Consider the following 19,578-nt stretch of genomic DNA (forward strand, 5'->3'; position numbering starts at 1 on the left):
TCAGCCCGCCTGGTCCAGAATACGTACGACTAACTGCGAGAAGCTCATTCCCGCCTGACGCGCCGCCATCGGCACAAGGCTGTGGCTGGTCATTCCCGGTGAGGTATTGGCTTCCAGCAGATAAAACTGCCCGTCATTGTCCTGCATCACATCAATGCGTCCCCAGCCGCTGCAGCCCAAAACATTCCAGGCTTTAAGCACCAGGGACTGTAATTCGGCTTCGCGCTCTGCTTCAAGACCACAAGGGCAGAAATATTGCGTCTCATCAGACAGATACTTCGCCTCATAATCATAGAAGACTCCGGCGGGTTGGATGCGAATTGACGGTAAAATTTCTTCGCCAAGCATCGCGACGGTAAATTCCGGCCCGCTGAGCCATTTTTCAATCAGAACTTCTTCATCGTGTTGAAATGCCAGCGCTAAAGCAGATGTTAAATCTTCAGCTTTATCGACCTTTGACATCCCGACGCTCGACCCTTCCCTGCTCGGCTTTACAATAACCGGTAAGCCCAGTGCCGCAATGCGTGTATTAACGCTGTCCGACAGGCCCAATTCAAATTCGCCGCGCGTCAGCGCCACCCACGGCGCAACGGGTAAACCCGCTCCCTGCCAGAGTAACTTACTGCGCAGTTTATCCATAGAGATGGCGGATGCCATCACGCCGCTGCCGGTGTAAGGAAGGCCGATCAGCTCCAGAAGCCCTTGCAGGGTTCCGTCTTCACCGCCACGACCATGTAACGCGATAAAGACCTTATCGAAGCCCATCGCTTTTAATTGCGTCACGTCGACCTCTTTTGGATCGACAATATGTGCGTTTACGCCGCCTTCACGCAGGCCCGCCAGCACGGCAGCGCCGGAATTCAGAGAAACCTCGCGCTCGGCGGAGTTGCCGCCAGAGAGGACTGCAATCTTATCAGCCATGATGCTCATCCTCTTGGGTTTGCGGCTTCAGTTTGATTTCAGCTAAGGTACGGGCGATCTTGCCGATATTTCCCGCACCCTGAATCAGGATGAGATCGTTACCGGTCAGGACCGGTGCCAGAATTTCCGCCACCTGTGCCGGGTCAGAAACCAGAATAGGGTCAACTTTACCGCGCCCGCGGATGGTACGACACAGGGAACGGCTGTCTGCGCCTGGAATTGGCGTTTCGCCAGCGGCGTAAACATCCAGCATCAGCAGGGTATCCACCTGTGACAGCACGCTGGCGAAATCGTCATACAGATCGCGGGTACGCGTGAAGCGGTGCGGCTGGAAGATCATCACCAGATTCTTCTCCGGCCAGCCCGCGCGTGCGGCTTTGATGGTCGCGTCCACTTCCGTCGGATGGTGGCCGTAGTCGTCCACCAGCATCGCGGTACCTGGCTTACCATTCACCGCATCCAGCGGGAACTCGCCGAGGAAGTCAAAGCGACGCCCCGTCCCCTGGAAGCTTTCCAGCGCGCGCAGGATCGCCTCATCATCAATGCCTTCTTCCGTCGCAACAGCCACTGCCGCTGCGGCGTTAAGTGCGTTATGGCGCCCTGGCGCATTCAGCGTAACGTGCAGCAGCTCTTTGTCCTGACGCGCCAGAGTGAAATGCCCCTGCGCACCAATCTGTTTGTACTCTTCCACGCGGACGTCAGCGTCTTCGCTGAAGCCGTAGGTGGTGATTTGACGACCGACGCGCGGCAGCAGCTCGCGGATCACCGGGTCGTCCACGCACATCACCGCGCGGCCATAAAACGGCAGGTTGTGCAGGAAGTTGATGAAGGTCTGCTTTAAGTTTTCGAAGTCGCCCTGGTAGGTATCCATATGGTCGGCTTCGATATTGGTGACAATCGCCACCATCGGTTGCAGGTGCAGGAACGACGCGTCGCTCTCATCCGCTTCCGCAATCAGATAACGGCTGTGGCCCAGACGCGCATGGACGCCTGCGGCTTTCACCAGACCGCCATTGACAAACGTCGGATCGAGACCCGCTTCCGCATAAATGCTGGAAACCATCGCCGTGGTCGTGGTTTTACCGTGGGTACCGGCAATCGCAATGCCGTGACGGAACCGCATCAGTTCCGCCAGCATTTCTGCGCGGCGTATCACCGGAATGCGCGCTTCGTGCGCGGCAACAATTTCCGGATTGTCAGAGGAGATGGCGCTCGATACCACCACCACGCTTGCCTCGCGCACGTTTTCCGGGCGATGGTTGAAATAGATAGTCGCCCCAAGCGACGCCAGCTGCTGCGTAACAGGGTTTGGCGCCAGGTCAGACCCGCTGATCTGATAACCTTCGTTAGCTAACACTTCGGCAATACCGCCCATGCCGGCACCACCGATGCCAACAAAGTGAATGTGCCGGACGCGACGCATCTCGGGCACGATTGAACGCAGTTTTGCCAGTTGTTGTGTATTCATTCTCTAAACGCCATCGACTACTTAAAATTCGTGCAGCGCAACACGCGCTGCGAGGGTTAAGCCTGGGCTGCCAGGCTCACTTCTTTTGCCACCCGTTCCGTCGCATCCGGGATAGCGGCAGCGCGCGCGCGCTGTGCCATCTCCAGCAGTACGTCTCTGTTCCAGCCCGCCAGGGTGGTGGCGACCGCATCGGCGGTAAAGTGTGGCTGCTCAAAAATTTTCGCCGCGCCGGCTTTCTCAAGCGGCAGCGCGTTCCAGTACTGCTGTCGGTCTTTGTGCTGGAACGGCACGAACAGCGCTGGCAAGCCGGCGGCGGCGATTTCGCTCACCGTCAGCGCGCCAGAGCGGCAGACCACGACATCGGCCCAGGCATAGGCTGCGGCCATATCGTCAATAAATTCCGTCACTTTATGCTGCGGCTGGCCTTCATCAGCGTACGCCTGCTCAACGGTCTGCTGAGCGCCTTTACCGCTTTGGTGCCAGATAGTCACGGCATCACCCAGCTTTGCCGCCACCTGCGGCATTGTCTGATTCAGAATGCGCGCACCCTGAGAACCACCAACGACCAAAACACGAACCGGGCCTTCACGTCCCGCCAGGCGGGCATCCGGTAGAGGCAGCGCCAGCACGTCGACGCGCACCGGGTTACCCACCACGTCCGCTTTCGGAAACGCGCCGGGAAACGCCTGCATCACTTTGGTGGCGATTTTCGCCAGCCACTTGTTGGTCAGACCGGCAATACCGTTCTGCTCGTGCAGAACAACGGGAATGCCTAACGACCACGCGGCCAGCCCGCCGGGACCAGAAACATAGCCGCCCATACCCAGCACCACATCGGGCTTAAAGCGCTTCATGATGGTGCGCGCCTGACGCCAGGCATTAAAAATACGCACCGGCGCCAGCAGCATGGCCTTGAGGCCTTTGCCTCGCAGGCCGGAAATACGAATAAAGTCGATCTCAATACCATGCTTCGGTACCAGGTCGGCTTCCATGCGGTCTGCGGTTCCCAGCCAGCGTACCTGCCAGCCCTGCTCCATTAAATGGTGCGCAACCGCCAGCCCCGGGAACACGTGTCCACCGGTACCGCCTGCCATCACCATTAACCGCTTCGGTTGATTCATCGTGAACCTCGTGTAAACGCCTGGGCTTTCTCCAGACGCGTCTCATAATCTATGCGTAACAAAAACATAATGGCCGTCGACATGATCAACAGGCTCGAACCACCATAGCTGATCAGCGGCAACGTCAGACCTTTGGTCGGCAGCATACCCGCTGCGGCCCCGACGTTAACCAGCGCCTGGAAGCTAAACCAGATACCAATTGAGCAGGCTAAGAAGCCTGAGAAGCGGTGATCGATCTCCAGCGCTTTTCGGCCAATCGACATGGCGCGGAAAGCGACGAAGAATACCATTAAAAGCGCTAATACCACACCGATATAACCCAGTTCTTCCCCAATAATGGAGAAGATGAAGTCGGTGTGCGCCTCCGGTAAATACTCCAGTTTCTGTACCGAGTTGCCCAGACCTTGCCCCCAGACTTCACCGCGGCCAAACGCCATCAGCGACTGCGTCAGCTGGTAACCGCTACCGAACGGATCTTCCCACGGGTTCCAGAACGAGGTCACGCGGCGGATACGGTAAGGCTCGGCGAGGATCAGCAGCACCACTGCTGATATTCCCATTCCGATAATGGCGATGAACTGCCACAGCTTGGCCCCTGCCAGGAACAGCATAGCCAGCGTGGTGACAAACAGTACGACTACGGTTCCGAGGTCAGGCTGCGCCAGCAGCAGGATCGCCAGCACCAGAATGACGCCCATCGGCTTTAAGAAGCCGCGAAGGTTGTTACGCACCTCATCGACTTTTCGCACCAGGTAGTTTGCCAGGTAGCAGAATAACGAAAGCTTGGTGAACTCCGCAGGCTGAATACGCAGCGGGCCGAAGGCGATCCAGCGTGATGCCCCGTTAACGGAGCTCCCGACAACCAGCACGATCAGCAGCATGATAATGGAGGCGATCAGCATCGCGGTACTGTGGCGCTGCCAGAACGCCATCGGCAGACGAAGCGTTACCAGCGCCAGGCAGAACGCCAGTATGATGTAAAGCCCGTCACGCTTGGCGAACAGGAAGGGATCGTTCGCCAGACGCTGTCCAACGGGCATAGAGGCCGACGTCACCATGATAAAGCCGATCGCCGCCAGCCCCAGCGTCAGCCAGAACAGGGTGCGGTCGTACATAATCAGGCTATCGGAATCTTTATCCCGGGAAGCCATCACCCAGCCTTTCAGCGCCGCAAACAACCACACCAGAATTCCAAATCCTGGCAGGCGCGGCATTTTCAGGCGAGGGAGAGATAAACGCATCAGCCTAACTCCTTCGCAAGGCGGGTAAAGACATCGCCACGCTGTTCGAAATTCTTAAACTGATCGAGGCTGGCGCACGCCGGGGAGAGCAGAACCATGTCGCCAGGCTGCACGCGCGGGGCAATCAGGCGCATCGCCTGTTCCATCGTTTCAGTTTGCTCAGCAACTTCCGGGCGTAGTTCAGCCAGCTCGCTGCCGTCACGGCCAAAGCAGTACAGGCGGATGTTATCGCCGGTGAGGTACTGTTTCAGGGAGGAGAAATCAGCAGATTTGCCGTCGCCACCCAACAGAAGATGCAGGGTGCCGTCAACGTGCAGACCGTTCAGCGCGGCCTCCGTGCTTCCCACGTTGGTCGCTTTGGAGTCGTTAATCCAGCGCACGCCGTTATGCTCCAGCGCCAGCTGGAAACGGTGTGCCAGGCCGGAAAACGTGGTCAACGCTTTCAGGCTGGAAGAGCGCGGCAGCCCTACGGCATCTGCCAGTGCCAGCGCCGCCAGGGCATTGGTATAGTTGTGCTGGCCGGAAAGCTTCATCTCCTTCACGTTCAGCACCTTTTCACCTTTCACGCGCAGCCAGGTTTCGCCCAGCTGGCGGTTCAGATGATAATCACCCATGGTGATACCAAAGCTGATGCAGCGCTCGTCCGCGCCGCGCACCGGCATGGTCAGCGCGTCGTCGGCGTTAACCACGCAAACTTTGGCATTTTCGTAAACACGCAGCTTGGCCGCGCGATACTGCTGCAGACCAAATGGATATCGATCCATATGATCTTCCGTCACGTTGAGGATCGTTGCCGCCGCCGCATGCAGGCTGGAGGTGGTTTCAAGCTGGAAGCTGGAAAGTTCCAGAACGTACAGCTCGCAGCCTTTGTCCAGCAGCATCAGCGCGGGCAGACCGATATTGCCGCCTACCCCTACGTTCATGCCTGCCGCTTTCGCCATTTCACCCACCAGGGTAGTGACGGTGCTTTTGCCGTTAGAACCGGTGATCGCGATAACCGGCGCCTGCGCTTCGCGGCAGAACAGCTCGATATCGCCGACAATCTCAACGCCCGCATCCGCAGCAGCGCTCAGTGAAGGGTGCGCCAGCGCCATACCCGGGCTGGCGACAATCAGATCGGCTGCCAGCAGCCAGTCATCATTCAGACCACCAAGGTGGCGTTCAACCTGTTCCGGCAGTTTGTCCAGACCCGGCGGAGAGACACGCGTATCCATCACACGCGGCGTCACGCCGCGCGCAAGGAAAAAGTCCACGCAGGAGAGGCCAGTGAGGCCTAACCCGATGATAACGACTTTTTTGCCCTGGTAATCTGCCATGATTAACGTACCTTCAGCGTTGCCAGGCCAATCAGCACCAGCATCAGCGAAATAATCCAGAAGCGCACAATCACGCGCGGCTCCGGCCAGCCTTTCAGTTCATAGTGATGGTGGATCGGCGCCATACGGAAGATGCGCTGACCGCGCAGCTTGAAGGAGCCGACCTGCAAAATCACCGACAGGGTTTCAACCACAAACACGCCGCCCATGATCACCAGCAGGAACTCCTGACGCAGCAGCACGGCGATAATGCCGAGCGCGCCGCCCAGCGCCAGAGAACCGACGTCACCCATAAAGACCTGCGCCGGATAGGTGTTGAACCAGAGGAAGCCCAGCCCCGCGCCGACTATCGCCGTACAGACGATCACCAGCTCACCCGCGTGACGCAGATAAGGAATGTGCAGGTAGTTCGCAAAGTTCATGTTACCGGTCGCCCACGCCACCAGCGCAAAACCAGCCGCCACGAAGACGGTTGGCATAATCGCCAGACCATCCAGGCCATCGGTCAGGTTAACGGCGTTACCGGTACCAACAATTACAAAGTAGGCCAGCAGGATGTAGAACAGCCCCAGCTGCGGCATCACGTCTTTAAAGAACGGCACCACCAGCTCGGTCGCTGGCGTATCTTTTCCTGCAAGATACAGCGCGAAGGCGACGCCCAGCGCAATCACTGACATCCAGAAATACTTCCAGCGGGCAATCAGGCCCTTCGTGTCTTTGCGGACGACTTTACGGTAATCATCCACAAACCCGATAATGCCGTAGCCCACCAGTACGGTCAGCACGCACCAGACGTACGGGTTAGACGGATAGGCCCACAGCAGTACGGAAACGACGATCGCGGTCAGGATCATGATCCCGCCCATCGTCGGCGTACCGCGCTTGCTGAAGTGCGACTCCGGACCGTCGTTACGTACGACCTGGCCGAAAGAGAGTTTTTGCAGACGGGCAATCATGCGCGGGCCCATCCACAACGAGATGAACAGCGCAGTCAGCAGGCTGACGATGGCGCGAAACGTCAGATATGAAAAGACGTTAAAGCCTGAATAATATTTGACCAAATGTTCGGCCAGCCAAACTAACATGTCCCGTTCTCCTGTAATGCGTGCACAACCTCTTCCATGGCGGCACTACGTGAACCTTTCACTAACACTGTCACAATTTGTTTTTCTGTAATTAATGCCTTAAGGCGCTCAATCAACGCGGCTTTGTCGGCAAAATGTTCGCCAACGCCGCTGGCATGGCTAATCGCCTGGCTCAGTTTTCCTGCGCTCAGCACGCAGTCCAGTCCCGCCGCTTTCGCCGCTTCACCCACCTGGGTATGACAGGCTTCGCTTTCATCGCCCAGCTCCGCCATGTCGCCAACCACCATGACGCGGTAGCCCGGCATTTCAGATAGCACCTGCACCGCCGCCGTCATTGAGCCGACGTTCGCGTTGTAGGAGTCATCCAGCAGCAATTTGTTTTCTGCAAGCGGGATCGGGTACAGGCGTCCCGGCACGGCTTTCAAATTCGCCAGCCCGGTTTTAATCGCCTCGTGTGACGCTCCCACCGCCGTCGACAAGGCCGCTGCCGCCAGCGCATTGGCGATGTTATGGCGTCCCGGCAGCGGTAACAGCACGTCTACGTCACCCGTTGGGGTAGCAAGCGTGAATTCCGTACCGTGCGACGTCACATGGATATTGGTCGCGGTAAAGTCACTGTTGGCCGCGTTCGGCGAGAAGCGCCAGGTTTTACGCGAGCCAATGATGCTCTGCCAGTTCAGCCAGTCGTTGTTGTCGGCATTGAGAATGGCAATGCCGTCAGCAGGCAGACCGGTGTAAATTTCGCCTTTCGCTTTCGCCACGCCTTCCAGCGAGCCAAAACCTTCCAGATGCGCTGCTGCAAGGTTATTCACCAGCGCCGCTTCCGGGCGAGTCAGGCTCACGGTCCAGGCGATTTCGCCCTGGTGGTTTGCCCCTAACTCGATCACCGCAAACTCATGCTCTTTGGTCAGGCGAAGTAATGTCATCGGCACGCCGATGTCATTATTGAGGTTGCCTGCGGTATAAAGCGTATTACCGCACTGGCTGAGGATGGCCGCCGTCATCTCTTTCACTGACGTTTTGCCCGATGACCCGGTCAGCGCGACAACGCGAGCAGGCACCTGCTGACGAACCCAGGCGGCCAGTTCACCGAACGCGAGACGCGTATCGCTCACCACAATCTGCGGCAAATCGATATCCAGCCTGCGGCTGACCAGCAGCGCGCCAGCGCCGTTTTCTTTGGCCTGTCCGGCAAAATCATGCGCGTCAAAACGTTCGCCTTTCAGCGCCACAAACAGACAGCCCGCGGTCACTTTACGGGTGTCGGTGGTGACCGCGTCAATGGTCAGATCCTGGCCCAGCAGCTCGCCGTGCAGTACCGCAGCGGCCTGGCTTAAGGTGATGCTAATCATGCGACGACTCCCATCAGACGCGCTGCCGTTACGCGGTCGGAGTAGTCCAGACGACGATTGCCAACAATCTGATAGTCTTCATGGCCTTTACCGGCCAGCAGAACGACATCATTTTCTTTTGCCTGCATGATGGTGTTTGTCACGGCTTCCGCGCGGCCTTCCACCACACGGGCGCGACCGGCGTCCAGCATACCCGCCAGAATGTCGTTGATGATGGCGCGCGGCTCTTCGGTACGCGGATTGTCATCGGTGACCACAGGAATGTCCGCGAACTGCTCCGCAATGGCGCCCATCAGGGGACGTTTACCTTTGTCGCGATCGCCACCGCAGCCGAAGACGCACCAGAGTTTACCGGTGCAGTGCAGGCGTGCCGCTTCCAGCGCTTTTTCCAGCGCATCCGGCGTGTGGGCATAATCGACAACCACGGTCGGTTTGCCCGGCGCGCTAAACACTTCCATACGGCCGCAAACCGGCTGGAGACGCGCTGACGTTTTCAGCAGTTCCACCATCGGATAACCCAGCGCCAGCAGCGTTGCCAGCGCCAGCAGCAGGTTGCTGACGTTGAACGCCCCCATCAGGCGGCTTTCAATTTCACCTTCACCCCAGGAAGAGGCAAAGCGGATCGTCGCGCCACTGTCGTGATAGTTAACGTCAACGGCCTTCAGCCAGCGGCCGTGGCAGTTCGGATTGATATGGTCTTCCATCGACACCGCTACCGCGTCTGGCAGCTTCGCAAGCCAGCGGCGGCCCACTTCGTCGTCGGCGTTGATGATGGCCTGGCCGTAATGGTGAGTAGAGAACAACAGCCATTTGGCGGCTTCGTAGTGTTCCATATCACCATGATAATCAAGGTGATCGCGGCTAAGGTTGGTGAACACTGAAGCAGCAAACTTCAGTGCCGCGACGCGGTGCTGTACCAGGCCGTGCGAAGAAACTTCCATCGCGGCAAAGGTTGCCCCCTGCCCTGCCAGACCGGCAAGCACGTGCTGTACGTCAACCGCCGAACCGGTGGTGTTTTCCGTCGGGCTCACTTTGCCCAGCAGGCCGTTACCCACGGTCCCCATCACCGCGCCGGTTTCACCCAGCAGCTGAGCCCACTGCGCCATCAGCTGCGTGGTGGTGGTTTTTCCGTTCGTACCCGTCACGCCAACCAGACGCAGTTGGTCGGAAGGTTCGTGATAAAAACGTCCTGCCAGTGCAGAGAGACGCTCATTCAACTGGCTGAGATAGATAACCGGCACCCCGTGCATTTCACGGATCTCACCGTCGGTTGCCTCGTCTTTAGCCTCAGCAATAATGGCAGCCACACCTTGCGCAATCGCCTGCGGGATATAACGACGCCCGTCCGCCTGATGACCAACCACCGCCACAAAAAGATCGCCAGAAGCAGCCACGCGGCTGTCCAGTACCATCTCTCGCAGTGCTCGCTCCGGTGCATTTGGCACCCACGGAGCGAGAAGGTCGCGCAAATTACGATCTGCCACCTGTACCCTCGCCTTGATTAATTACAAATTCACTTTTTTCGCCCGTCGCCAGCGCATCTGGTTCAACGTTCATGGTGCGTAACACGCCGCCCATGATGGCGCCAAACACAGGCGCGGAAACGGCGCCGCCGTAGTATTTACCCGCCTGTGGATCGTTAATCACGACCACCAGCGCAAAACGCGGATTGCTAGCAGGCGCAACGCCTGCGGTATAGGCAATGTATTTGTTGATGTAGCGGCCGTCTGGCCCCACCTTTTTCGCCGTACCGGTTTTAATGGCGATGCGATAGCCTTTGATGGCCGCCTTCACGCCGCCACCGCCCGGCAGCGCCACGCTTTCCATCATGTGCACAACGGTACGAACGATGGATTCCGGGAAGATACGCTCGCCCGGAACCGGTGGATCAACTTTGGTGATGGACAGCGGGCGATAGACGCCGTAGCTGCCAATCGTTGCGTAGACTCGCGCTAACTGTAACGGGGTTACCATTAGCCCGTAGCCGAAAGAGAAGGTGGCCCTCTCTATGTCAGACCACCGTTGTTTTTGAGGATATAAGCCACTGCGTTCTCCGACCAACCCCAAATTGGTCGCCTTTCCAAGTCCAAAACGTGAGTAAGTCTCTACTAACGCTGAGGACGGCATCGCTAACGCCAGCTTTGAAACACCGACGTTACTCGACTTCTGTAACACCCCGGTCAGGGTCAATTCGCTGTAGCGCGCCACGTCTTTAATCTCGTGGCCGTTAATACGGTAAGGGATCGTGTTCAGGACCGTGTTTTCATTGACGATACCGCGCTGAAGCGCCGTCATCACCACCATCGGCTTCACCGTGGAGCCGGGTTCGAACACGTCGGTAATCGCCCGGTTACGCATCGCATCTTTTGCGGTGCCGGTAAAGTTGTTCGGGTTGTAGGAAGGACTGTTGGCCATAGCCAGCACTTCTCCGGTGCTGACATCCACCAGCACGGCGCTGCCGGATTCTGCCTTGTTAAACGCCACGGCGTTGTTCAGCTCGCGGTAGACGAGCGCCTGCAGGCGCTCGTCGATACTCAGAGCCAGGTTGTGCGCCGCCTGGCTGTCCGTAGAGGAGATATCTTCAATGACGCGCCCGTAGCGGTCCTTACGCACAATTCGCTCGCCAGGCTGGCCGGTGAGCCACTTATCGAAGCTTTTTTCAACGCCTTCAATCCCCTGGCTGTCGACGTTGGTGAAGCCGATGAGGTGAGCGGTTACTTCGCCGGACGGATAGTAACGACGGGATTCTTCGCGCAGATGAATGCCCGGCAGCTTCAGTTTTCGAATGTAGTCCGCCATGTCAGGGTTAACCTGGCGCGCCAGATAGATAAAACGCCCTTTCGGGTTCGCGTTGACGCGGGAGGCTAGCTGATCCAGCGGCATTTTGAGCGCATCTGAAAGCGCTTTCCAGCGGTTATCAAGCGTGATGCCACCGGCGTCGTGCAGCTCTTTCGGGTCGGCCCAAATCGCTTTCACCGGCACGCTCACCGCCAGCGGGCGACCTGAACGGTCAGTGATCATTCCGCGAGAAGTCGACACTTCCTGAACGCGAAGGGAGCGCATATCTCCCTGGCGTACCAGCATGTCAGGGGCGATGATTTGCAACCACGCCACGCGTCCCAGCAGGAAACCCAGCGCCAGTAAAATGCAGCCGCAAAGCAACGCAAAACGCCAACTGATGAAGTTGGCCTGTTCTTCCTGACGTTTTGGTTTAAGCATTTTTGCCGCTGCTTTCATGCGTCGCGTGTTCCCTTATTTTTGTACTACGATATTTTCCTGGGAAGGATCAACATGCTGCAGTTGCAGCTTTTCCGTTGCGATCCGTTCAACCCGGCTGTGATCGCCGAGCGCGTTTTCTTCAAGGATCAGATTTCGCCATTCAATATCCAGCGCATCGCGTTCCAGCACCAGCTGCTCGCGTTGCGCAGTCAATAAACGTGTATGGTGAGCTGTGGTCACCACCGTAACTGCCGTAACAATGATGCAAATGAACAGGCAGAGTGGCAGTTTCCCGAATCGCAAAAGATCGTCGCCGATCACGCCAGGCAAGGCATGGCGCTCGTTGCTTCCTAACGATCCCTTAACTTTGCTTAGGGTTTCTGTCACTCTGCCGATCATGCGTTCGTCCTCTCTGCAACTCGCAGCACTGAACTACGGGCACGTGGATTCTCTGCCACCTCTTCTTCGCCCGGCATCAACTTGCCTAATGCTCGCAACTGACGGCCCCCCAGCTTCCTGAGTTGTTCTTCCGTCATCGGCAGCCCCGCTGGAACCTGAGGACCGCGGCTCTGTTCACGCATGAAGCGTTTTACAATGCGGTCTTCCAGCGAATGGAAGCTGATGATGGATAACCGCCCACCCGGGGCCAGCACGTCGAGCGAGCTTTTTAGCGCCAGCTCTATTTCCTCCAGTTCACTGTTTACCCAGATGCGAACCGCCTGGAAGGTACGGGTCGCGGGATGTTTGTGCTTATCCTTCACCGGCGTCGCCGCCGCAATCACTTCGGCCAGCTCTTTGGTGCGGGTCATTGGCTCAACGCGGTTGCGCTCAACGATGGCGCGCGCAATGCGCTTGCCAAAACGTTCTTCGCCGAAGGTTTTGATCACCCAGGCAATATCTGCTTCGTCAGCGGTCTGCAGCCATTCGGCGGCAGACTGGCCGCGCGTCGGGTCCATACGCATGTCCAGCGGACCGTCGCGCATAAAAGAGAAGCCGCGTTCTGCATCATCAAGCTGGGGTGAAGATACGCCAAGATCGAGAAGAATCCCGTCGATCTTGCCCGTGAGACCGCGCTCGGCCACGTAATCAGCGAGCGCAGAAAAAGGTCCATGCACGATGGAAAAGCGTGGGTCATTGATGGTCTGTGCAACGGCAATCGCCTGCGGATCGCGATCGATTGCCAGCAGTCGCCCTTCCTCTCCAAGCTGGGAGAGGATCAAACGCGAGTGACCACCGCGACCAAACGTGCCATCAATGTAGATGCCATCCGGACGAATATTCAGGCCGTTCACGGCCTCGTCCAGTAACACCGTTTTATGTTTATAATTTTCCATCATATTTATAGAGACAAGTCCTGCAGCCGTTCCGATAAAGTTGCGGAATCAGACTGCTCAGCGTCGATATCTTCCTTGACCTGTTGATACCAGGTCGTTTCGTCCCACAGTTCAAACTTGTTGAACTGCCCGACCAGCATCACTTCTTTGGTCAGACCGGCATGTTGCCGCAGCACGGGCGCAATCAGTAATCGCCCGGCACTATCCATCTGACACTCACTGGCATGTCCCAATAACAGCCGCTGCACGCGGCGCTCTTGCGGGTTCATGCTCGACAGTCGCGACAGCTTTTGCTCAATGATTTCCCATTCAGGTAAGGGGTAAAGCAGCAGGCAGGGGGAGTTGATGTCAATGGTGCAAACCATTTGACCCGAAGCATTCTCAATCAACTGGTCGCGGTATCGGGTTGGGACCGATAAACGCCCTTTGCTGTCGAGATTGACTAACGTAGCTCCACGGAACATGCCAGTCTCACCCCTCCTCACCACTTTAACCCACAAATTCCCACCTAAAGGAGTTTACGGAGCGAGGGAAAAGCTTGTCAAGCCAGGACTCTCCCTGTAGAGACCCGAAAGCCCTCTATTTACAGAGATAAACAGTCCTGGTTAATAACTGCACAACTGGCGAGGCAAATTAACGTTATGAATATTTGTAAGAAAAAAACCGAATATGCACACTAGCGTTAAGGCTCACTCAATATCATCGCAGATAAATATAAAGTGTCAGTTTGCGACGCGGGCAGCATTTTATGACAGATTGTCAGGGGATAACAGCGCCAGATTCACTCAATCGGTCGGTGGAAGCGGCGGTTGCGTTGCTGGCCAGTCGAGGGGAAGGAAAAACGTCTGAATATTCATCGACCGAAGAGGGTTTGTAACAAAGTAATACAAAGAGAGGCTTTTAAAAATCGCTTCATGATTCTTTAAGGACCCTTTTAAACGGCAAAATGAATTAAGAAAAATAGTAGATTAGGATCTCTCAAGAATTATCCTAATTTCACTGCGGGAATTAACTCGGCGAATTATTCCAGTAAAAAGGGGCGGTTTTTCGCCGCCCCGTCATTTCATTTATGGCGGCTCAAAATTCCACGATGATAGAGATTACGTTTGATACGCGTCAGACCCGGCTTCGGTTTGCGCGGCTCATCCAGGCTCGCCAGAACAATCTCCAGGACGCGTTCCGCTACATCTCGGTGACGCTGGGCCACCGCCAGCACCGGGCACTGAAGGAAATCGAGAAGCTCGTTATCCCCAAACGTGGCGATCGCCAGGTCAGAGGGAAGCTTGCCTTCACGACGCAAGGTGACATCCATTACCCCCTGCAGAAGGGCAAATGACGTGGTGAACAGCGCCTGGGGCATCGGGTGCGTCTCCAGCCATTTTTCGAACAGCTGCGCAGCGGCTTCGCGTTCATAGCTGTTGGCATAGAGATAGTGGACTTCACGCGGATCGTCTTTCCAGGCGGTTCTGAACCCTTGCTCACGGAGAAAGCTTACGGAAAGCTCGGGCAGCGCGCCAAGATACAGCACCGTTTCAGCGGGGAAGGTTCTCAGCTCAGCGGCCAGCATTTCCGCGTCATCCTGATCGGCACCCACTACGCTTGTGAAATGCTCACGATCGAGCGCGCGGTCCAGCGCCACGATGGGGAACGGATCGTTCGCCCAGCGCTGGTAAAACGGATGCTCCGGCGGTAAGGAGGTCGAGACGATGATGGCATCGACCTGACGCTGGAGCAGATGTTCAATGCAGCGCATCTCGTTATCGGGCTGGTCTTCAGAACAGGCGATCAGCAGCTGGTAACCGCGCTGGCGGGCCTGACGTTCAAGATAGTTGGCGATACGGGTATAGCTGGTGTTTTCCAGATCCGGGATCACCAGACCAATAGAGCGGGTGCGCCCGGCACGCAGGCCGGCAGCGACAGCATTCGGATGGTAGTTATGCTCACGAACCACCGCCATAACTTTTTCAACGGTCTTATCGCTGACGCGGTACTGCTTTGCTTTGCCGTTAATCACATAGCTGGCCGTTGTTCGTGACACGCCGGCTAGCCGGGCGATTTCATCCAGTTTCACAATTGCCCCTTAAAAAAAGAAAAGAGTCCATGGCCCTGTCAAGGTTATGGTTAAATCTTTTAACATCTAAACGCAGAAAAGCCTTCGCGGCAACCGCTTTTATCTGCGTTGTCGGCTGATTACGCAAAAAAAAGCCCGGCTTTGGTGACCGGGCTGAAAGAGGCGAACCTTTTTAACAACTACCGCATGATTTTCTCGCCGCGTGACAGACCAACGATCCCCGATCTCGCCACCTCAACAATTTTTGCTACATCCCGCACGGATGCCAGGAAAGCGTCCAGCTTGTCACTGGTTCCGACCAGTTGAACCGTATAAAGAGAAGGCGTGACGTCGATGATCTGCCCGCGGAAGATATCCGCATTGCGTTTGACCTCTTCGCGCCCGTAACCGCTGGCCTGTATTTTTACCAGCATGACCTCGCGCTCAACGTAAGCGCCCTGCCCCAGCTCGCTTACGCGCAGCACATCGACCAGCTTATGCAGCTGTTTCTCGATCTGCTCAATTACCTTGGCATCGCCGACGGTCTGAATCGTCATACGCGACAGCGTCGGATCGTCCGTTGGCGCCACGGTCAGGCTTTCAATGTTATAGCCACGCTGCGCAAAAAGCCCAATGACGCGCGACAGTGCGCCAGACTCGTTTTCCAGTAATACCGATAATATCCGGCGCATATCAGGTTCTCTCCGTTTTGCTTAACCACATCTCGTCCATACCGCCGCCGCGAATATGCATCGGATAAACGTGCTCGGTTCCATCAACGATGACATCCATAAAGACGAGGCGGTTGTTTTTAACGTGCTCAAGCGCTTCGGCGAGCTTCGTTTCCAGCTCAGCCGGATCGGTCACCCGCATCCCTATATGACCGTAAGCTTCAGCAAGACGAACAAAATCCGGCAGCGATTTCATATATGACTGAGAGTGGCGGCCCGAGTAGATCATATCCTGCCACTGCTTCACCATACCGAGATAGCCGTTATTGAGGTTGAGCACCAGTACCGGCAGCTCATATTGCAGCGCGGTGGAAAGTTCCTGAATGTTCATCTGAATACTGCCGTCTCCGGTCACGCAGACGACGGTTTCATTGGGCAGCGCCAGCTTCACGCCCAGCGCGGAAGGCAGGCCAAAGCCCATCGTGCCTAAACCTCCCGAGTTGATCCAGTGACGCGGTTTATCAAACGGATAATAGAGGGCGGCAAACATTTGATGCTGGCCCACGTCAGAGGTCACATACGCGTCGCCTTTCGTCAGTCGCCATACCGTTTCGATGACCGCCTGCGGCTTAATATGCTCGCTTTGGGTGTCATATTTCAGACACTGCCGCGCGCGCCATTGCTCAATTTGCTGCCACCAGTCACGGATTTCATCCAGCGGTTGCGCTGTGTTTTCCAGCGCCAGCAGATCCAGCATTTGTTCAAGGACCTGTCGCGCGTCGCCGACGATAGGTACATCAGCAGACACCGTTTTTGAAATTGACGTCGGATCGATATCAATGTGCAGCACGGTGGCATTCGGGCAATACTTCGCCAGATTGTTGGTCGTACGATCGTCAAAACGCACGCCGACGGCAAAGATGACGTCAGAATGATGCATCGTCATGTTGGCTTCATAGGTACCGTGCATACCCAACATGCCGAGCGCCTGACGGTGAGTGGCGGGAAACGCTCCGAGTCCCATCAGCGATGACGCAACAGGAAGATTGAGCTTTTCAACCAGTTCACGAAGCTGTGCCTCACACGCTGAATTGACGGCCCCGCCACCGACATAGACCACCGGTTTTTTAGCGGCCAGCAGCGTTTGCAGCGCGCGTTTGATCTGACCTTTGTGGCCCTGCGTTGTTGGGCTGTAAGAGCGCATGCTAACCGATTCCGGCCAGACATAAGGCAGCTTGTTTGCCGGGTTCAGGATATCTTTAGGGAGATCGACCACCACCGGCCCCGGGCGCCCGCTTGCCGCCAGCCAGAACGCCTTCTTCAGAATGCCAGGAATGTCTTCGGTTTGCTTGACCAGGAAGCTGTGCTTCACGACGGGACGCGAAATCCCGACCATGTCGCACTCCTGAAACGCATCATAGCCAATCAGTGATGTCGCGACCTGTCCGGAAAGGATCACCAGCGGAATAGAGTCCATGTACGCGGTCGCAATGCCGGTAATGGCGTTTGTCGCACCGGGCCCCGACGTGACCAGGACCACGCCCACTTCACCCGTCGCACGCGCCAGGCCATCGGCCATATGTACCGCCGCCTGCTCATGGCGTACCAGCACATGGTCAATACCCCCTACCGTATGCAGTGCGTCATAAATATCGAGGACCGCGCCGCCAGGATAGCCGAACACTTGCTTTACGCCCTGATCGATCAGCGACCGGACGACCATTTCCGCGCCAGACAACATCTCCATGCTTTGCCTCCAGGCATTTTGTTATAGACGGACCGCCGAATTCATTTCCGCACCGTCTTGCGATCGGGATGAACCCGTCTTCTATTTTGCAGAGTGATACTTACCTTAACCGCTCGTTATGAGGCAGGCAATTCGCAAACCAGGAGAGAGAAGAGGCCGTGAAAGCAGAAAAAACAGACATTGTCAGAGGATATGGTTAATTCATCTGAAATTAGGGGATGAGATGATAAATCATCACTGAAAAGCGCGGCGATGTAGAAAATCATCTATTTTTACGGGCCTGGCAGGCGCCAGATAAAATACGTAACAGAACAAAATATTAATAAAAGAAACAAAACCAGGATAAATCACATGCAAAGATGCAATTTATCCTGACTCGATTACCGACGGCAGATGCTAATAAGTAGCTCTTCCATCCACTGATGTCCTTTATCCCGTCCAGCAGCTTCATGCCAGGAGAGATAGCAGGTGCGGCTATTTAGCTTGAGCGGCAGAGGCAAAATTTGCAGATTTAACGCGCCAGAGAACTCTTCTGCCAGCCAGCGTGGGGCAATTGCCACCAGCTGCGTCTGGGAAACGACGTTTAACACGCTGACCATGGCCATCCCCTGATAAGCCACGCTCGCCTGTTTCTCCGCAGTGTCGTACCAGGGCAGGCTAAAGGAGGCATATCTGTCGAGCGCAACAACGGCATGCTGTTCGCTATAAACGTCACTTTCACGTAACGGCGCATTCAGTCGTGGATGTTTTTTGCTGGCAACCAGCACCATTTCATCTTTAAACAGCGGTACACAGGAAAATTCAGGACGGCGGAATTCTTCATAACCCAGGACGAATTCGATTTCCTGGTAACGTAACTGGTGTTCGGTGTTTTGATTTAAGGACGATTTAAAGACGAGATTAATATTAGGTGCGATCTCTTCAACTTTATTATAAATAATTGATGTCAGATAATTATCTAATGGACTGCAGACGCAGAGATGGAATACTCGCTCACTGCTTAAGGGTTCAAAGCCCGAGCCCGGCAGCTCATTTTGTACCAGCTGCAGCGCCTGGCGGATGGAGCCGAAAAGCTGGAAAGCCCGCGCTGTAGGCTGGATCCCTCTTCCATAACGAACAAACAATTCGTCGTTGAACATAACCTTAAGCCTGGCAACGGCATTACTTACGGCAGGCTGTGACATCCCCAGGGCTTGTGCCGCACGCGTGATATTCTGCTCCTGCATGACAGCATCAAACACCGTCAGTAGATTAAGATCCACCGTGCGTAACTGTGGTTTAATTCCATCAGTAATCTGTGGTTGTTTAATATTATTTTCTGGCACTTCTGACTCCACTGTCACGCTACACTCCCTTCGCCAACGCACTGTAATAATTTCGAAAAATATGATTTACCATGCAGATACGACCAGCGAAAGAAAATTGTTTAAAAATCGGAATATATAAAGATTATCTAATAATGCTATAATAAAAAACGGCACAAAGGATATGCTTAACTTTAGTGTTTGAATGAAACCATAAACCAAATCAATATACAATAACCATCCAGTTAAGGATGACTTAAGTATAATTAAACTGTTATCGACATTGAGCAGAATTAAGTTAACAATCTGTTATCAATGATTCTATTTGAAGGGAGAAAAAGCTCTCTCAAAAAAAGATAACTCGATGATAGTAAAACGGTTTAAAGAGAAAGCACTTGTGAGGACTGCGTCACCTGAAAAATACCCGTTATGTTTATTCGTTTCTGCAAATGTTTTTTAAGTCCAAAAATAGACAATTAGTTAAGTTAAAAATCAAAAACCCAGCACAATAAGCTAAACAACACACCCTCTCTGTTTAGCCTTCTGGGGCCGTTTTTACCATCAGGGGTTGACATGCACAGCCGTATCCAGTACCACTAAAAGCATCTTGAATTTAACGGAGCACGATTCATGACACGCACCATTCGTTTCATCGGTCTACTACTACTAAACGCATCCACTGTGCGCGGTAGACTGGCGGGCGAAATTCAGCGTTGAATCGTCACCAGTAAGACTAAAAACCCGCGCCA

Annotated in this window: 17 protein-coding genes; 1 reads left to right on the top strand and 16 read right to left on the bottom strand. The window is 55.4% G+C overall.

Translation table 11 applies throughout. From position 1 onward, the window contains the following. From IM294_RS09690 to leuO, 16 genes are all read right to left on the bottom strand, one after another. A complete protein-coding gene (locus IM294_RS09690) occupies window positions 1–921 on the bottom strand; it encodes a D-alanine--D-alanine ligase (protein WP_041911244.1) in 921 nt (306 codons plus the stop codon). Beyond that, entirely contained in the window at window positions 914–2,389 is a 1,476-nt protein-coding gene (murC, locus tag IM294_RS09695) for a UDP-N-acetylmuramate--L-alanine ligase (protein WP_063943828.1), read from the bottom strand. Before murC ends, IM294_RS09690 begins: the two co-directional genes overlap by 8 nt. 56 nt (window positions 2,390–2,445) lie before the next feature. After that, complete coding sequence (gene murG, locus IM294_RS09700; RefSeq protein ID WP_126817840.1) at window positions 2,446–3,510, bottom strand: undecaprenyldiphospho-muramoylpentapeptide beta-N-acetylglucosaminyltransferase; 1,065 nt, start codon at window positions 3,508–3,510, stop codon at window positions 2,446–2,448. Continuing rightward, a complete protein-coding gene (gene ftsW, locus IM294_RS09705) occupies window positions 3,507–4,751 on the bottom strand; it encodes a cell division protein FtsW (RefSeq protein ID WP_028015508.1) in 1,245 nt (414 codons plus the stop codon). The genes murG and ftsW overlap by 4 nt, the downstream gene beginning before the upstream one ends. Then, window positions 4,751–6,067 (bottom strand): UDP-N-acetylmuramoyl-L-alanine--D-glutamate ligase, encoded by a 1,317-nt coding sequence (gene murD, locus IM294_RS09710; protein ID WP_028015507.1) that lies wholly within the window; start codon window positions 6,065–6,067, stop codon window positions 4,751–4,753. The genes ftsW and murD overlap by 1 nt, the downstream gene beginning before the upstream one ends. A 2-nt stretch (window positions 6,068–6,069) precedes the next feature. After that, window positions 6,070–7,152: a phospho-N-acetylmuramoyl-pentapeptide-transferase gene (gene mraY, locus IM294_RS09715; RefSeq protein WP_008501985.1), complete on the bottom strand. Its 1,083-nt coding sequence runs from the start codon at window positions 7,150–7,152 to the stop codon at window positions 6,070–6,072. Next, on the bottom strand, window positions 7,146–8,504 hold the full coding sequence (murF, locus tag IM294_RS09720) for a UDP-N-acetylmuramoyl-tripeptide--D-alanyl-D-alanine ligase (RefSeq protein ID WP_048960680.1): 1,359 nt from the start codon (window positions 8,502–8,504) through the stop codon (window positions 7,146–7,148). The genes mraY and murF overlap by 7 nt, the downstream gene beginning before the upstream one ends. Next, the gene (gene murE, locus IM294_RS09725) at window positions 8,501–9,988 is read right to left on the bottom strand and encodes a UDP-N-acetylmuramoyl-L-alanyl-D-glutamate--2,6-diaminopimelate ligase (RefSeq protein WP_193360346.1); all 1,488 of its coding nucleotides are present in this window, start codon (window positions 9,986–9,988) and stop codon (window positions 8,501–8,503) included. Before murE ends, murF begins: the two co-directional genes overlap by 4 nt. Next, window positions 9,975–11,741: a peptidoglycan glycosyltransferase FtsI gene (locus IM294_RS09730; protein WP_126817844.1), complete on the bottom strand. Its 1,767-nt coding sequence runs from the start codon at window positions 11,739–11,741 to the stop codon at window positions 9,975–9,977. The genes murE and IM294_RS09730 overlap by 14 nt, the downstream gene beginning before the upstream one ends. Before the next feature lie 15 nt (window positions 11,742–11,756). Continuing rightward, the gene (gene ftsL, locus IM294_RS09735) at window positions 11,757–12,122 is read right to left on the bottom strand and encodes a cell division protein FtsL (RefSeq protein WP_006173860.1); all 366 of its coding nucleotides are present in this window, start codon (window positions 12,120–12,122) and stop codon (window positions 11,757–11,759) included. Further along, a complete protein-coding gene (gene rsmH / locus IM294_RS09740) occupies window positions 12,119–13,060 on the bottom strand; it encodes a 16S rRNA (cytosine(1402)-N(4))-methyltransferase RsmH (RefSeq protein WP_014882538.1) in 942 nt (313 codons plus the stop codon). The genes ftsL and rsmH overlap by 4 nt, the downstream gene beginning before the upstream one ends. 2 nt (window positions 13,061–13,062) lie before the next feature. Beyond that, window positions 13,063–13,521 carry a division/cell wall cluster transcriptional repressor MraZ gene (mraZ, locus tag IM294_RS09745; RefSeq protein WP_014882537.1) on the bottom strand — a complete coding sequence of 153 codons (459 nt, stop codon included), beginning with the start codon at window positions 13,519–13,521 and terminating at the stop codon, window positions 13,063–13,065. Between the two features lie 599 nt (window positions 13,522–14,120). Then, entirely contained in the window at window positions 14,121–15,128 is a 1,008-nt protein-coding gene (gene cra / locus IM294_RS09750; RefSeq protein WP_014168621.1) for a catabolite repressor/activator, read from the bottom strand. Window positions 15,129–15,307: 179 nt separating this feature from the next. Next, window positions 15,308–15,799 carry an acetolactate synthase small subunit gene (ilvN, locus tag IM294_RS09755; protein WP_045259452.1) on the bottom strand — a complete coding sequence of 164 codons (492 nt, stop codon included), beginning with the start codon at window positions 15,797–15,799 and terminating at the stop codon, window positions 15,308–15,310. A 1-nt stretch (window position 15,800) separates the two neighbouring features. Next, a complete protein-coding gene (gene ilvI, locus IM294_RS09760) occupies window positions 15,801–17,525 on the bottom strand; it encodes an acetolactate synthase 3 large subunit (RefSeq protein ID WP_126817846.1) in 1,725 nt (574 codons plus the stop codon). Between the two features lie 380 nt (window positions 17,526–17,905). Beyond that, entirely contained in the window at window positions 17,906–18,850 is a 945-nt protein-coding gene (leuO, locus tag IM294_RS09765) for a transcriptional regulator LeuO (RefSeq protein WP_041911249.1), read from the bottom strand. A gap of 609 nt (window positions 18,851–19,459) precedes the next feature. On the opposite strand from leuO, the gene leuL reads away from it, so the two are divergent. Beyond that, on the top strand, window positions 19,460–19,546 hold the full coding sequence (gene leuL / locus IM294_RS22250; protein ID WP_071993742.1) for a leu operon leader peptide: 87 nt from the start codon (window positions 19,460–19,462) through the stop codon (window positions 19,544–19,546). The last annotated feature ends 32 nt before the right edge of the window (window positions 19,547–19,578 follow it).

Origin of the sequence: Enterobacter cloacae complex sp. P43RS, from assembly GCF_014930585.1 — a bacterium.
Classification (GTDB): Bacteria; Pseudomonadota; Gammaproteobacteria; order Enterobacterales; family Enterobacteriaceae; genus Enterobacter; species Enterobacter bugandensis.